This window comes from Kitasatospora sp. NPDC043949 (assembly GCF_056435365.1).
Genome location: NZ_JBWKEQ010000001.1, coordinates 140709 through 155560 on the forward strand (window position 1 = coordinate 140709; position 14852 = coordinate 155560).

General features: G+C 74.4%; 16 protein-coding genes. 11 read left to right on the top strand and 5 right to left on the bottom strand.

Annotated features, from left to right (window positions below; genetic code table 11):
* From AC07AL_RS00615 to AC07AL_RS00630, 4 genes are all read left to right on the top strand, one after another.
* The coding region (locus tag AC07AL_RS00615) for an alpha/beta hydrolase (protein ID WP_478316201.1) at positions 1-713 on the top strand (713 nt) is incomplete at its 5' end.
* 39 nt (positions 714-752) lie between these two features.
* Positions 753-1982, top strand: coding sequence for an acyltransferase family protein (locus AC07AL_RS00620; protein ID WP_350878123.1), 1230 nt, complete (start codon positions 753-755; stop codon positions 1980-1982).
* 109 nt (positions 1983-2091) lie between these two features.
* On the top strand, positions 2092-2439 hold the full coding sequence (locus AC07AL_RS00625; RefSeq protein ID WP_400985193.1) for an MmcQ/YjbR family DNA-binding protein: 348 nt from the start codon (positions 2092-2094) through the stop codon (positions 2437-2439).
* Between the two features lie 160 nt (positions 2440-2599).
* Positions 2600-3814 carry an alpha/beta hydrolase gene (locus AC07AL_RS00630; RefSeq protein WP_478316203.1) on the top strand — a complete coding sequence of 405 codons (1215 nt, stop codon included), beginning with the start codon at positions 2600-2602 and terminating at the stop codon, positions 3812-3814.
* A gap of 14 nt (positions 3815-3828) precedes the next feature.
* On the opposite strand, the gene AC07AL_RS00635 is transcribed toward AC07AL_RS00630, so the two are convergent.
* Positions 3829-4812, bottom strand: a complete 984-nt coding sequence (locus AC07AL_RS00635) for a helix-turn-helix transcriptional regulator (protein WP_363586292.1) — start codon at positions 4810-4812, stop codon at positions 3829-3831.
* A gap of 101 nt (positions 4813-4913) precedes the next feature.
* On the opposite strand from AC07AL_RS00635, the gene AC07AL_RS00640 reads away from it, so the two are divergent.
* On the top strand, positions 4914-5492 hold the full coding sequence (locus AC07AL_RS00640; protein WP_478316206.1) for a TIGR03086 family metal-binding protein: 579 nt from the start codon (positions 4914-4916) through the stop codon (positions 5490-5492).
* A gap of 55 nt (positions 5493-5547) precedes the next feature.
* On the opposite strand, the gene AC07AL_RS00645 is transcribed toward AC07AL_RS00640, so the two are convergent.
* Positions 5548-6561, bottom strand: a complete 1014-nt coding sequence (locus AC07AL_RS00645; RefSeq protein WP_363586294.1) for an aldo/keto reductase — start codon at positions 6559-6561, stop codon at positions 5548-5550.
* A gap of 71 nt (positions 6562-6632) precedes the next feature.
* Positions 6633-7109, bottom strand: coding sequence for a MerR family transcriptional regulator (locus AC07AL_RS00650; RefSeq protein ID WP_400805436.1), 477 nt, complete (start codon positions 7107-7109; stop codon positions 6633-6635).
* 122 nt (positions 7110-7231) lie between these two features.
* Between AC07AL_RS00650 and AC07AL_RS00655 the strand changes: the two genes are divergently transcribed.
* Complete coding sequence (locus AC07AL_RS00655; RefSeq protein WP_400985190.1) at positions 7232-8065, top strand: serine hydrolase domain-containing protein; 834 nt, start codon at positions 7232-7234, stop codon at positions 8063-8065.
* 27 nt (positions 8066-8092) lie between these two features.
* Here the strand turns inward: AC07AL_RS00655 and AC07AL_RS00660 are convergent, their stop codons facing one another.
* Complete coding sequence (locus AC07AL_RS00660; RefSeq protein ID WP_363586297.1) at positions 8093-8869, bottom strand: pirin family protein; 777 nt, start codon at positions 8867-8869, stop codon at positions 8093-8095.
* A 207-nt stretch (positions 8870-9076) separates the two neighbouring features.
* Here AC07AL_RS00660 and AC07AL_RS00665 point away from each other — a divergent pair, with 207 nt between their 5' ends.
* The 5 genes from AC07AL_RS00665 (at position 9077) to fabF (ending at position 14122) form a co-directional block, all read left to right on the top strand.
* A complete protein-coding gene (locus tag AC07AL_RS00665; RefSeq protein WP_371522645.1) occupies positions 9077-10273 on the top strand; it encodes a PucR family transcriptional regulator in 1197 nt (398 codons plus the stop codon).
* Positions 10274-10363: 90 nt separating this feature from the next.
* A complete protein-coding gene (locus AC07AL_RS00670) occupies positions 10364-11314 on the top strand; it encodes an ACP S-malonyltransferase (RefSeq protein ID WP_478316209.1) in 951 nt (316 codons plus the stop codon).
* Positions 11311-12342 carry a beta-ketoacyl-ACP synthase III gene (locus tag AC07AL_RS00675; protein WP_363629269.1) on the top strand — a complete coding sequence of 344 codons (1032 nt, stop codon included), beginning with the start codon at positions 11311-11313 and terminating at the stop codon, positions 12340-12342. The genes AC07AL_RS00670 and AC07AL_RS00675 overlap by 4 nt, the downstream gene beginning before the upstream one ends.
* 82 nt (positions 12343-12424) lie before the next feature.
* Positions 12425-12676, top strand: a complete 252-nt coding sequence (locus AC07AL_RS00680; RefSeq protein WP_363620356.1) for an acyl carrier protein — start codon at positions 12425-12427, stop codon at positions 12674-12676.
* A gap of 180 nt (positions 12677-12856) precedes the next feature.
* Positions 12857-14122 (top strand): beta-ketoacyl-ACP synthase II, encoded by a 1266-nt coding sequence (fabF, locus tag AC07AL_RS00685; RefSeq protein WP_363586300.1) that lies wholly within the window; start codon positions 12857-12859, stop codon positions 14120-14122.
* A gap of 98 nt (positions 14123-14220) precedes the next feature.
* Here the strand turns inward: fabF and AC07AL_RS00690 are convergent, their stop codons facing one another.
* Entirely contained in the window at positions 14221-14715 is a 495-nt protein-coding gene (locus tag AC07AL_RS00690; RefSeq protein ID WP_063347462.1) for a DUF3145 domain-containing protein, read from the bottom strand.
* Between the last annotated feature and the right edge of the window lie 137 nt (positions 14716-14852).

The following is a 14852-nucleotide window of genomic DNA, read 5'->3' on the forward strand; positions in this document are numbered from 1 at the left end:
TGGCGGCAGCCCCCCTTCGCCCCTCCCCCCCCCCCCCCCCCCCCCCCCCCCCCCCCCCCCCCCCCCCCCCCCCCCCCCCCCCCGCCCCCCGCACCGCCGTCGTCGTCCCCGGCTCGGACAACGACCTGGAGAACTTCGACCGCTCCCCCGGCTCGTACGGCACCCCCGCCGGCATGGCCCGCTCGCTCTACCAGGCCACCGACCGGCAGACCGCCGTCATCGCCTGGACCGGCTACACCACCCCGGTCGGGATCGGCCTGGGCGCCGCCACCGAGGACCTGGCCCGGGCCGGGGCCGCGCGGCTCACCCGACTGCTCGACGGACTCGCCGTCAGCACCCGTCCGCAGGCCCCGGCCACGGTGTTCTGCCACAGCTACGGCTCGGTGGTCTGCGGGCTGGCCCGCCCCGGGCCCGACCAGGCCTCCGGCGTGGTCGTCCTCGGCTCTCCCGGGATGGGCGTCGGCTCGGCCGCCGCCCTCGACCCGCGCGTCCCGCTCTGGGCCACCGCCCGCAACGACTCCGACTGGATCGGCCGGGTCCCCTACGTCTCGGTGCTCGGCCTCGGCCACGGCGCCGACCCCACCGCCCCCGGCTTCGGCGCCCACCCGCTGCCCGCCACCGGATCCGAGGGCCACGCCGGCTACTTCGCCCCCGGCACCGCCTCGCTCACCGCCTTCGCCGCCATCGCCCTCGGCCTCGGCCTCGACCGCTGACCGCTGACCGCTGACCGCCTCACCGAAAGGAGCACCGCCATGGCCCACCCGCTGACCGCCCTGCGCCGCGCCGCCCACCAGGTCGACGCCCGCACCCCCGAGACCCGCGACCGCGCCCTGGACGGGCTGCGCGCCCTCGCCCTGCTCGCCGTGCCGGTCGGGCACTGGCTGCTCGGCGGCTTCACGCTCTCCGCCGACGGCGCCCTGCACAACGCGAGCCCGCTCTCCTCGCTCGGCGGCCTCGCCCCGATCAGCTGGGTGCTCCAGATGCTCGGGGTGTTCTTCCTGGTCGGCGGCCACTCCTCGGTCCAGTCGCTGGAGCGGGCCCGGGCCAAGGGCGTGACGTACCTGGGCTGGCTGCGCGGCCGGTCGGTGCGGCTGCTGCGCCCGGTGCTGGGGGTGACGGCCGTCTGGGCGCTGCTGATCGCGCTGCTGCCCGCGCTCGGTGTCCCCGGCGACACCGTGCGGACCGGCGCGACGCTGGTGGTGCAGCCGCTCTGGTACATCGCGGTCTACCTGGGGCTGACCGCGCTCACCCCGCTGTGCGTGGCGGCCGGGCGCCGGCTGGGCGGCTGGTCGGCGGGCGTCCTGGTGGCCGCCGTCGCCGCGGTCGACCTGCTGCGGTACGGGCCGTGGGCGGAGGCGGTGCCGTCCTGGGTCGGACTGTTGAACATCCTGCCGGGCTGGCTGTTCGGCTACCAGCTGGGCGTGCTGTGGGCGCAGGGCCGGCTCGGCCGCCCGGTGGCCCGGGTGCTGCTGGTCGGCGGCGGCGCGCTGTTCGCCACGCTGCTGCTGGCGTTCCACTACCCGGCCAGCATGGTCGGGGTGCCCGGGATGGAGCGGACCAACTCGCACCCGCCGTCCCTGCTGGTGCTGGCCCTGGCGGCGACGCAGTGCGGCGCCGCGGTGCTGCTGCGGGAGCGGCTGGGCCGGCTGCTGACCCGCCGCCCGCTGCTGTGGCTGCCGGTGGTGGTGGTCAACCTCTCGGCGATGACGATCTTCTGCTGGCACCAGAGCGCGATGCTCGCGGTGGCGGTGCCCGGCGCGGCCGGCCTGGGCGCCGTACCGGGGCTGACCACCGCGCCGGACTCGATCGGCTGGGTGGCCGCCCGGGTGGCGCTGCTTCCGCTGTTCGCGGCCGTGCTGGTGGCGATCGGGTGGTTCACCCGGCGGTTCGACGGGCCGTGGACGGCCTTCTCCCGGGCCGGGAAGGCGCTGGCCGCGGCGGGTGCGGCGCTGTTCGCCGCGTACGCGCTGGGCATGGTGTGACCTGCGCCGGAGAGTGAGGCACTGAGGGGCGCGGACCGATCGGTCCGCGCCCCTCCGAGCCCCCTGCCCGGGCCCGCGCGCTGTCGGTCCCCTGCCCTACGCTGCGGGCATGGTGACGTTCGAGGAGTTCCGCGCGATGGCGCTCGCCCTGCCGGAGGCCGCACAGGAGCCGACCTGGGACATCGAGACCCTGCGGATCCGCGGCCGGATCTTCGCGATGGGCGCGCCCGGGGGCCGGTCCGTCACCGTCAAGGCCTCCCCCGAGGACCAGGCCGAACTGCTCGCCGCCGAGCCCGAGGTGTTCTCCAGCGCGCCGTACGTCGGGCGGCACGGCTGGGTGAGCGTCCAGCTGGACCTGGTCGATCCGGAGGAGCTGCGCGACCTCGTCGTCGAGGCCTGGCGGCGCACGGCGCCCAAGCGGATGGTGCGCGAATTCGACGTGCGGGCCGCTCTGTGACGCTGAAACGACACCGCCGGTTCATGTGAGCCATCCCACAGTTTGGGCGGGCGCGTCGCCTCTCCGGGCGCCCTACGCTTGCGCAGGGAAGCAGGCAGTCTTGTCGCACCCTCCGGGCACCGCCCGAGAAACGGTGACGGGCCCTAAGGGAGTTGGTGCGGTGCGCAACCGTCGGCGCTGGAAGCGGGTACTGATCGGGGCGTTCGCGGGCTGTGCCGTGCTCGCCGACGCCGGCGCCGCGGCGGCCCAGGCGGCCGCCTCCACCGAGCAGCTGGCGATCTCCACACCCCCGGCCGGCAGCGCCGCCTGGGTCCAGGACCACAGCTTCGACCGCACCCTGCCCGACCCGGCCACCACCACCCCGGCCGCCGCCGCCGCGTTCTTCGCCTCGCTCGCCCCCACCGAGCTGGACCGGCTGATCCGGGACTACCCGCTGGTCGTCGGCAACTTCGACGGCGCCCCGCTGGACCTGCGCTACCGCGCCAACAAGATCGCGCTGGCCGCCGAACGCGACAGCGCCCGGGCCCGCGCCGCCGACCACAAGCTCGACGCCGACACCCGCGAGCTGGCCGTCTCCCGCGCCAACGACGTCGAGCACCTGCTCGGCCCCGACCGGCAGATCCTCGCCTTCGACCCGCGCGGCCGCGGCCTGATCACCGAGGTGTGGGGCGACCTCGCCGACGCCGAGCGGATCTCCGTCGTCGTCCCCGGCTCGGACGCCGACCTCGGCCACTTCGACCAGGCCCCCGAACCGCTGCGCTCCCCGGCCGGCATGGCCCGCGCCCTGTACACCGAGGAGCAGCGGCAGGCGCCGAACACCCGCACCGCGGTGATCGCCTGGACCGGCTACGTCACCCCGTCCGGCCTCGGCCCGGACGCCGTCACCTCCCGGCTCGCCGACGTCGGCGCGCCCCGGCTGCAGCGGCTGCTCGCCGGGCTCAAGGAGACCACCCGGCCGGACGCGCCCCCGGCCCTGCTCTGCCACTCGTACGGCTCCGTGGTCTGCGGCAACGCCGCCCCCGAGATCCCGCGCGCGGCCGCCTCCCCCTCCGACACCTCCGGGATCACCGACCTGATGGTGTTCGGCAGCCCCGGCATGGGCGTGCAGAGCACCAGCGAGCTGGGCACCGGCGTGCACGTCTGGGCCACCCGCAACCCCACCGACTGGATCGGCAACGTCCCGTACCTGGAGGTCGGCGGCCTCGGCCACGGCGCCGACCCGACCGCCGGCGGCTTCGGCGCCGAGCAGATCTCCTCGGCCCGCGCGGCCGGCCACAACGGCTACTTCACCGAGGGCACCGACAGCCTGCACAACTTCGCGGCGATCTCGCTCGGCCACTACCAGGACGTCGTCCGGCCCGCCCCGAACTCCTAGAGCCCGACCTACTCCTAGTCCTGGTAGAGGCGCAGCGCGTCCGCCGCCGCCCGGGCCAGCTCGCGGCGGGCGGCGGGCGGGGCCAGCACCTCGGCGTCCGCGCCGAAGGCGAGCAGCGCGCGGACGGCCGCCGGCGCCGGGAAGACCATCGCCACCTCGACCCACTCCTCGGCCGGCCCGGCGCCCGCCTCCGGCGGCGGCGCGGTGACCCGGCCGCCGTGGATGCGGACGAACATGTCCAGCCGCCCGCGCCGCACCCGCACCCGGACCGGCAGTTCCTTCGGCAGCCGCTCCACCTGCTCGCGCAGCACCGCCCAGGCATCCCCGAGCCCCACTCCGGGGCGGCGGCGCACCGCCTCCTCGGTGGTCTCGGCGGCCAGCACCCGGTCGGCCCGGAACAGCCGGGGCTCGCCGTGCAGATCGGCCACCAGGTACCAGACCGCGGCCTTGCTCACCAGCCCGTACGGGTCCACGGTGTACTCCACCGGCGCGGGCGTGCCGCTGTGCCGGTAGCGCAGCCGCAACCGCCGGTCGGCGAACACCGCGTACTGCAGCTCGCCCAGTTCGGGGCCGGTCGCGGCGCCGGCCGCCGGGCCGCTCTGCAGCCAGCGGGCCGGGTCGACCAGGATCCGCTCGGTGATGCGCTCGGCGGCCGGGCGGTGCGGGGCCGGCAGCGCGGCCATCACCTTGCGCAGCGCCGAGCCGAGCGCGCCGTCCAGCCCGAGGTCGCTGTGCGCGCCCTGGGCGGAGAGCACGAACAGCGCCCGGGCCTCGTCCGCGGTCAGTCCGGTGACGTCGGTGCGGTAGCCGGGCAGCAGGCTGATGCCCCCGTGCCGGCCGCGTTCGGTGAACACCGGCACGCCGGCGACGGAGAGCGACTCCACGTCGCGGTAGATGGTGCGGACGGACACCTCCAGGCGCCCGGCCAGTTCGGTGGCGGGCACCCTGCCGCGGGTCTGGAGCAGGAGCAGGATGGAGAGCAGGCGGTCGGCCTTCATGGCAGCAGAATCCCAGCAATCCTGACGGCGGTTGTCAGGTTTTACTGGGAGATTGCCGTTCGAGCCCGAAAGCCCGCACCACCCCAGGGAGCTGATTCCACGTGAACTCCGTCCAGGACGCCCGCCCGCAGTACCTGCTCGCCCTCGGCCAGTTGGAGAAGCTGTTCGCCGAGATCACCCCGGGCGCCCTCGACCGGCCCACCCCGTGCAGCGCGTTCACCCTGCGGGAGCTGCTGAGCCACGTGGTCGGCGGCATCCACCGGTTCGCCTACCTGGGCGAGGGCGGCCGGGCCGAGGACGTCGTCGCCGCCACCGGGGACCTGGCGGACGACGCTTGGCCGGGCGCGCTGGACCGGGCCCGCGCCCGGGCCGTCGCGGCCTGGTCGGACGACGCCGCGCTGGACCGCCCGGCCCACGCGCCCTGGGGCGTGGTGCCCGGCCGGGTCGCGGTCGGCGGCTACCTGATGGAGACGGTCGCGCACACCTGGGACATCGCCCGGGCGCTCGGCTCCCGGCAGCCGCTGGACGACGCCCTGGCGCACGCCGCGTTGGCCGTCGCCCAGGCCGTCCTGTCGGCCGAGCACCGCGGCGGACCGGTCCCGTTCGGCGAGGTGCGGCCGGTCGCCCCGGACGCCGACGTGCACACCCGGCTGGCCGCCTGGCTCGGCCGGGAGGTCTGAGAAGGCACCCGGGACGGGAGGGGGAGCGGCCCGGGCGGCCGCTCCCCGGCCGCCGCTACTCCCGGCCGACCTGGGTGAGGCGCATGTCCGGGTAGCGGTCCCCGGCGACCTCGCCCGCCACCGGCTCCAGCCGGGCCAGTTCCTCGGCGGTGAGCCGCAGCGTGGCGGCCGCGGTGTTCTCGGCGAGCCGGCTGCGCTTGCGGGTGCCAGGGATCGGCACGACCGTGAGCCCGTGCACCTCGGCCCGCTGGTGCACCCAGGCCAGCGCGACCTGCGCGAGGGTCACCCCGCGGGCCGTCGCGATCTCCCGCAGCGGCGCCAGGAGTTCGGCGTTGGCCGCCGCGTTGGCGCCGGTGAAGCGCGGCTGGGTGCGCCGGACGTCGTCCGCCGCGAGCTGCTCGGCGGCCTGGAACGCCCCGGTCAGGAAGCCCCGGCCGAGCGGCGAGTACGGCACGAAGGCGACGCCCAGTTCGGCCGCGGCCGGCACCGCCGTACGCTCGACGTCCCGGGCGAACACCGACCACTCGGACTGCAGTGCGGCGATCGGGTGGATCGCGTACGCCTCCCGCAGTTCGGCGCCCGTCACCTCGGACAGTCCCAGCCGGCGCACCTTGCCGGCCCGGACCAGCTCGGCCATGGTGCCGACCGAGTCGGCCAGCGGCACGGCCGGGTCGCGGCGGTGCATGTAGTAGAGGTCGATCTCGTCCACGCCGAGGCGGCGCAGCGAGGCGTCCACGGCGGCCCGGATGTACGCCGGGTCGTTGCGGATGCTGCGGCGGCCCGGGTCGTCCTCCGTGCGCTCGAGGGCGAACTTGGTGGCGAGCACCACCCGGTCGCGGTTGGCGCGGACGAAGGGGCCGATCAGCTCCTCGTTGCGGCCGAAGCCGTAGGCGTCGGCGGTGTCGAACAGGGTGACGCCGGCTTCCAGGGCGGCGTCCAGGGTGGCGAGCGCCTCGGGCCGGTCGGTCGGGCCGTAGAAGTCGCTCATGCCCATGCAGCCGAGGCCCTGGACGCCCACGAACGGGCCGTCGGTGCCGAGCTGGACGGTGGGGAGGACGGAGACGGTCATCGCTCTGCTTCTTCCTCTGCGTGCGGTGCACTCCGCTGCGGTGTACTCCGCGTGCGGCGTGCTGATGGTGGCTACTCGTGGCGGCAGACGGCCGGTTCGTCGGACGCGGCGATCCGGCCGGAGTACAGGTCGATCTTGTAGTCGAGGACGGCGAGGGTGGCCTGGAGGTCGGCGACCCGCTGGCGGACCTCCTCGCGCTGGTCGACCAGCAGTTGGCGCCGCGCCTCGTAGGTCCGCTCACCTTCGCGGGCCAGCTCCACGTAGCGGAGCATGTCGGCGATCGGCATGCCGGTCAGCCGCAGCCGGCCCAGGAAGGCCAGCCGGTGCAGGTCGGCGTCGCAGTAGCGGCGCTGGCCGCTGGCGGAGCGGTCGACCGGGTCGAGCAGGCCGATCCGCTCGTACCAGCGCAGGGTGTGGGCGGTGAGCCCGCTGGCCACGGCGACCTCGCTGATGGTGTGCCGCGGGGTCCGGTCCGGATCGCCGACCGGGCGCTGGTACACGTCGGCGCAGGTCCGCAGGTCGAGCTGGACGGGTGCGAGCGTGGCCATGAGCGGTTACCCCCTGTGGTGAGCGGTGACGACGACGCTATCGAGTTGGAGTGCACTCCAAGCAAGCCTCGCACCCGGGTGCTCCCGCCACCCGTTTTCGGGCCTTCGTTAGAGTCGGGCGCATGGAGAGCTTGCGGATGATCGAGAACTGGCCGGTGCCCCACGCCGCGGCGGCGGTGGTCCGGGGGGCGGACGGCGCGGTGCTGGGCACGTACGGGCCGCAGCAGCACCTGTTCCCGCTGGCGTCGGTGACCAAGCTGCTCACCTCGTACGCGGTGCTGGTCGCGGTCGAGGAGGGCGTCTTCGAGCTGGACGACCCGGCCGGGCCGGCCGGCTCGACCGTACGCCACCTGCTCGCGCACACCTCCGGCCTGGGCTTCGACGAGGACCGGGTGTTCGCCGAGCCCGGCAACCGCCGGCTGTACTCCAACGCGGGCTTCGACGCGCTGGCGCGGGCGCTGTCCGACGCCGCCGGGATCGAGTTCTCCCGGTACGCCGCCGAGGCGGTGTTCGAGCCGCTAGGCATGCACGACACCCTGCTGAACACCGCGCACAGGTCCCCGGCCGGCGCCGGCGGCCTGTCCACCGTCGCGGACCTGGTCCGGTTCGCCGCCGAGCTCCAGTCCCCGAAGCTGCTGGACCCGTCCACCGTCCGGCAGGCCACCCGCGAGGTCGCCTTCCCCGGCACCAGCGGCGTGCTGCCCGGCTACGGCCACCGCCGGCCGAACGACTGGGGTCTCGGCTTCGAGATCCGCGACGGCAAGGCCCCGCACTGGACGGGCACCGCCAACTCGCCCGCCACCTTCGGCCACTTCGGCCAGTCCGGCACCTTCCTGTGGGTCGACCCGGAGGCCGGCGTGGCCTGCGTCGCGCTCACCGACCGGGACTTCGGCCCGTGGGCCGCCGAGGCCTGGCCGGCCTGCTCGGACGCGGTCCTGGCCGAACTGAACAGCTGAACGACTCGAAGGCTGAAAGGACAGCCCCTAGCCGTACGAGACCGGCGAGTGCATCTCCCAGAGCAGGAGTTCGGCGCCGGTCTCGCCGGCCGTCGGGTCGGCGAAGGCGTCGCCGGTGATCCGCACGCTGTCGCCCGGGGCCATCGAGCGGCCGCCGCCCTTGGGCCCCGGGATCGTCCGGTAGCCCAGCGAGCCGGCGGTCAGGTGCGCGTACCGCCAGGCGGCCTCGGGCAGTGCGGGCAGCGGCTGCCACGGCCCCGCCGTCGCCAGCCAGAGCGCGGCGTCGCCGCGGCGCAGCCGCAGGGCGTCCGTCCCGGCGTCGCGCTCCAGCCCGGAGGCGAGCAGCGTCAACCCGCCGTCGACCGGTTCCACCTTGCGCAGCCCGTACGCCGGGGGCGCGTCGAACACGTCCGGCTGGAGCCACATCTGGACGAAGCGGACCGGGCCGGCGGCCCCGCCGACGTTGCGCTCGGTGTGGGTGACGCCGGAGCCCGCGCCGAGGTGCTGGACCATCCCCGGGCGGACCACCCCGCCGTGCCCCCGGGAGTCCCGGTGCGCCAGCGCGCCCTCCAGCACCCAGGTGACGATCTCGGTGTCCCGGTGCTTGTGCTCCTCGTACCCGGCGCCGGGGGCGAGGAGTTCCTCGTTGCACGCGAGCAGCGCGCCGAAGTGCGTGTTCTTCGGGTCGTAGTGGCCGGAGAAGGAGAACGCGTGTCGGGTCTCGACGCCCTCGGCCGGGGTGGAGAGGTAGCGCTCGGCGGTGCGGCGCAGGTCGGCGCGGGGGCGGGCGGCGTCGTCTGTCACGGGCCCCACGGTAGTGGGTGTGACCGGCACCACCGTGCCGCTGCACCGGGGGGTGTGCACGAGCAGTCACTCACGTGAGGCAGTCTTGTCCTTGTGCCAGCCGCTTCCGCGAACTCCAAGAGCGAACCCAGTCCCACGGCCGAGCCGACCGGGAAGAGCCCGGCCCCCAGGGCCGGCCGCGACCGCCCCGGCCGGGCGGCGCCCCGCCTGACCGCGCAGGAGCGCAGAATCGCCGCCGAGCGGGCCGAGCGCCGGGCCGCGACGCTCAAGCGGCTGGAGAAGTCCTCGGGCAAGCTGGCCACCGCCGCGATCTCCCGGATGGACGACCAGCTCGGCTGGTACCGGCGGATGCCGCCGGAGCACCGCTCCTGGATCGGCCTGGTCGCCCAGGCCGGCATCGCCGCCTTCACCGAGTGGTACCGCCACCCGGACGCCGCCCAGGCGATCTCCACGGACGTCTTCGGCACCGCCCCGCGCGAGCTGACCAGGGCGATCACCCTGCGCCAGACCGTCGAGCTGATCCGCACCACGATCGAGGTGATGGAGGAGGCCATCGAGGAGGTGGCCGCCCCCGGCGACGAGGCGGACATGCGCGAGTCGGTGCTGGTCTACGCCCGGGAGATCGCCTTCGCGACGGCCCAGGTGTACGCCCAGGCGGCCGAGGCGCGCGGCGCCTGGGACGCCCGGCTGGAGGCGCTGGTGGTCAACTCGCTGCTGTCCGGCGACGCGGACGAGGGCGTGCTGTCGCGGGCCGCGGCGCTCGGCTGGGGCCAGCCCAGCCAGGTCCGGGTGGTGATGGGCAGCGCGCCGGACGGCGACAGCGAGCTGGTGGTCGAGGCGATCCGCCGGGCCGCCCGGTACGCCAAGCTGCACGTGCTGACCGGGGTGCTGGGCAAGCGCCTGGTGGTCGTGGTCGGCGGCGACAAGGAGCCGGTGCACGCGGCCCGGGCGCTGATCGGCCAGTTCGCGCCGGGCCCGGTGGTGGTCGGCCCGACCGTGCCGGACCTGCTCTCGGCGACCCGCTCGGCGCACGCCGCCGCGGCCGGCCTGCGTGCCTGCGCCGCCTGGCCGGACGCGCCCCGCCCGGTGCTGGCCGACGACCTGTTGCCCGAGCGCGCGCTGGCCGGCGACCAGGCCGCCCGCCGCCAGCTGGTGGAGGAGATCTACACACCGCTGGACGAAGCCGGCTCGGCGCTGCTGGAAACGCTGAGCGTCTACCTGGAGCAGGCCTCCTCGCTGGAGGGCGCCGCCCGGATGCTCTTCGTCCACCCCAACACGGTGCGCTACCGGCTACGACGTGTGACCGACGTCACGGGGTACGCCCCGTCCGACGTGCGTTCGGCGTTCACGCTGCGGATCGCACTCGCCCTCGGCCGACTCACCGCGGCCGGGGAGCCGAGCTGAACCGCCTGTAGGGACCTTACAATCCCGGATGGTTTTCTTCGTTACCGTCGCCTACCCGCCCCTGGGCGCCTGGCGAGAGAGGGTTGAACCGTGCTCGTAATCGTCGCCCCTGGACAGGGTGCCCAGTCCCCCGGTTTCCTCAGCCCCTGGCTGGAGCTGAACGGTGTCGCCGACCGCCTCCGCGGCTGGTCGGAGGTCGCCGGGCTCGACCTGGTGCACGCCGGGACCGAGGCCTCCGCAGAGGAGATCAAGGACACCGCCGTCGCCCAGCCGCTGCTGGTCGCGGCCGGCCTGATGACCGCCCGTGAGCTGTTCCCGGACGAGGACGTCGCCCGCAAGCTGGTCGGCGCCGTGGCCGGCCACAGCGTCGGCGAGATCACCGCCGCCGCCGGCGCCGGAGTGCTGAGCGCGCACGACGCGCTGACCTTCGTCCGCGAGCGCGGCCGGGCGATGGCCGCGGCCGCCGCCGTCACCGAGACCGGCATGATCGCCGTGCTCGGCGGCGACCCGGAGGTCGTCGCGGCGAAGCTGGCCGAGCACGGCCTGACCGCGGCCAACAACAACGGCGGCGGCCAGATCGTCGCCGCCGGCACGCTGGCCCAGCTGGAGACGCTGAAGGCGGACCCGCCGGCCGGTGCCAAGCTGGTCGCCCTGAAGGTGGCCGGCGCCTTCCACACCGAGCACATGGCCCCGGGTGTCGAGCGGCTGGCCGCGCTGGCCCCGACGCTGACCGTGGCCGACCCGCAGGTCCGCTACGTCTCCAACAAGGACGGCGAGGTCGTGGCCTCCGGCGCCGAGGTGCTCACCCGCCTGGTGTCGCAGGTCTCCAACCCGGTCCGCTGGGACCTCTGCATGGAGACCCTCGGGCAGCTGGGCGCGACCGCCGTCATCGAGCTGTCCCCCGCGGGCACCCTCACCGGACTGGTCAAGCGCAACCTCAAGGGTGTGGCGACGCTTGCCCTCAAGACCCCCGCCGACCTGGACAAGGCCCGCGCGCTCGTCGCGGAGCACGGCGGTCAGGATCAGGAGACCCAGGCATGACGAAGCCGCAGATCCGCCCGTCCGAGGGCGCGCAGTACGCGCGCATCCTCGGCGTGGGCGGCTACCGCCCGGTCCGGGTGATCCCCAACGCCGAGGTGCTGGAGTGGATCGACTCCTCGGACGAGTGGATCCGCACCCGCAGCGGGATCGCCGAGCGCCGCTGGGCCGGCCCGGAGGAGAGCGTCGCCGAGATGTCGGTGCAGGCCTCCGGCAAGGCCATCGCCCAGGCCGGGATCACCCCGGACCAGATCGGCGGCGTGATCGTCGCGACCGTCTCGCACCTCAAGCAGACCCCGGCGATCGCCACCGAGATCGCCGAGCGGCTCGGCTGCGGCACCGCCCCGGCCTTCGACATCTCGGCCGCCTGCGCGGGCTTCGGCTACGGCCTGGGCCTGGCCGACGGCATGATCCGCGGCGGCAACGCCGAGTACGTGCTGGTGATCGGCGTCGAGCGGCTGAGCGACCTGACCGACCAGTCGGACCGCTCGACCGCGTTCATCTTCGGCGACGGCGCCGGCGCCGCGGTCGTCGGCCCGTCCGACACGCCCGGTATCGGCAAGCTGATCTGGGGCTCGGACGGCTCGCAGTCCGACGTCATCTCGCAGACCCAGGCCTGGGACACCGCCTTCGCCAAGCCCGACGCCGTCAACGGCGTGGGCGAGGAGGCCAAGTGGCCGGCCCTGCGGATGGACGGCCAGCCGGTCTTCCGCTGGGCGGTGTGGGAGATGGCCAAGGTGGCCCAGCAGGCGCTGGACGCCGCCGGGGTCACCGCCGACCAGCTCGGCGCGTTCATCCCGCACCAGGCCAACATGCGCATCACCGACGCCATGATCAAGGCGCTCAAGCTGCCCGACTCGGTGCCGGTCGCCCGCGACATCGCCGAGACCGGCAACACCTCCGCGGCCTCCATCCCGCTGGCGATGGAGCGCATGCTGGAGAGCGGCGAGGCCCGCAGCGGCGACCTCGCGCTGATCATCGGCTTCGGGGCGGGTCTCGTGTACGCCGCGGCAGTCGTTACGCTCCCCTAGGCGCGTTTCGCCCCACTCATTCCGCAAAGCCTGCGTCCGGCCGCCGGTCGGACGCGTTCAACACCGAAGAGGAGCAGCCAGTATGGCTAAGGACAAGGCCGAGGTCCTGGAAGGTCTCGCCGAGATCGTCAACGAGATCGCCGGTATCCCGACCGAGGACGTCCAGGAGGACAAGTCCTTCACGGACGACCTGGACGTCGACTCGCTGTCCATGGTCGAGGTCGTCGTGGCCGCCGAGGAGCGCTTCGACGTCAAGATCCCGGACGACGAGGTCAAGAACCTGAAGACCGTCGGCGACGCGGTGAACTACATCCTCACCAACGCCACCGCCTGACCGATCGACCCGTTCGATCCGTCCAGCACGTCCGGCGTTCTCGACGCCTCGGACGGCTGACTCGTCGGCCCGGCTCCCCCGAGCCCGGCCGACCCGCCGGCCGGGACGCCCCACCGGGCGCCCGGCCGGGCCCTTCCTCGGCTCGCCGCCGACCCCACGATCGTGAGAGAAGAAGAACCAGTGACCGCTGAAAACCGTACCGTGGTCGTCACGGGTATCGGCGCCTTCACGCCGCTGGGCGGCGACGCCGCCACCACCTGGGAGAACCTGGTCGCAGGGCGCTCCGGAGTGGCGGCCCTGACCGAGGAGTGGGCCGCCGAGCTGCCCGTCAAGATCGCCGCCCGCACGGCTGTCGAGCCGGGCGAGATCCTCCCCCGGCCGCTGGCCCGCAAGCTGGACCGCTCGGCCCAGTTCGCGCTGATCGCCGCCCGTGAGGCCTGGGCCGACGCCGGCTACGAGACGCCGGCCACCGACGACTCCTCCAAGCTCGCCCCCGAGCGCCTCGGCACCGTCATCGCCTCCGGCATCGGCGGCGTGACCACCCTGCTCGACCAGTACGACGTGCTGAAGGAGAAGGGCGCCCGCAAGGTCTCCCCGCACACCGTCCCGATGCTGATGCCCAACTCCCCGGCGGCCAACGTCGGCCTGGAGGTCGGCGCCCGCGCGGGTGTGCACACCCCCGTCTCCGCCTGCGCCTCCGGCGCCGAGGCGATCGGCTACGCGATCGAGATGATCCGCACCGGCCGCGCCGACGTCGTGGTGGCCGGCGGCACCGAGGCGGCGATCCACCCGCTGCCGATCGCCGCGTTCGCCAACATGATGGCGATGTCCAAGAACAACGACGACCCCGAGCGCGCCTCCCGCCCGTACGACAAGGGCCGGGACGGCTTCGTGCTGGGCGAGGGCGCCGGCGTGGTCGTGCTGGAGTCGGTCGAGCACGCCGAGGCGCGCGGCGCCCGGATCTACTGCGAGGCCGTGGGCCAGGGCCTGTCCTCGGACGCCCACCACATCGCCCAGCCCGAGCCGACCGGCGCCGGCGTGGCCCGCGCACTGGCCGACCTGTTCGAGCGCAACACCCTGGACAAGGCCGAGATCGTGCACGTCAACGCGCACGCCACCTCGACCCCGCAGGGTGACACCGCCGAGCTGAAGGCGCTGCGCAAGGAGCTCGGCGACGACCTCGACCACATCGCCATCTCGGCCACCAAGTCGATGACCGGCCACCTGCTGGGCGGCGCCGGCGGCATCGAGACCGTCGCCACCGTGCTGGCCCTGTACCACCGGATCGCCCCGCCGACCATCAACGTCGACGAGCTGGACGACGACGTGGACGCGGACATCGTGCGCGGCGAGGCCCGCCCGCTGCCCGAGGGCCGGATCGCGGCGCTGAACAACTCGTTCGGCTTCGGCGGCCACAACGTGGTGCTGGCCTTCCGCTCCCGGTAGTCCGCACTCCGACCCGGTACGCACCGGGTCCGAAACGCACCGAGAGGGGCCGGCGCTCGCCGGCCCCTCTTCATGCGCCGCGTCGTGGGCCCGCCGGCTCAGACCACCTGGTGCAGCCAGCGCACCGGTGCGCCCTCGCCCGCGTAGCGGAACGGCTCCAGCTCGTCGTCCCAGGGCTTGCCCAGCAGCCGGGAGATCTCGGCCTCCAGGTCGGCCCCCTCGCTGCGGGCCCGCAGCAGGACGGCGCGCAGCCGGTCCTCGGGGATCAGGATGTCGCCGTGGATGCCCGTGACGGCGTGGAAGATGCCGAGCGAGGGCGTGCTGCTGTACCGCTCCCCCTCCGCCGTGGCGCAGGGCTCACTGGTGACCTCGTACCGCATCAGCTGCCAGCCGCGCAGCGCGGAGGCGACCTTCGAGGCCGTACCGGGCTCCCCTTGCCAGGAAAGCTCGGCACGCCAGTGTCCGGGCGAGGCCGGCTGGCGGATCCAGTCCAGGCTCACCCGCACACCCAGCACCCCCGCGACGGCCCACTCGACGTGCGGGCACAGCGCGCGGGGCGCGGAGTGGATGTAGAGAACTCCACGTGTCGTCACCGGGACCTCCAGGCTGTGGACGAGGGTCGCCTTCCCCAGCTGCCTCGTGCCTGCAGTTGATCCACAGTTACCCACGTTAGCCGACATTAAGCTACTAAATTGAGCAAAACGGACAGGCTTTCGCTCAATGCTAGTCG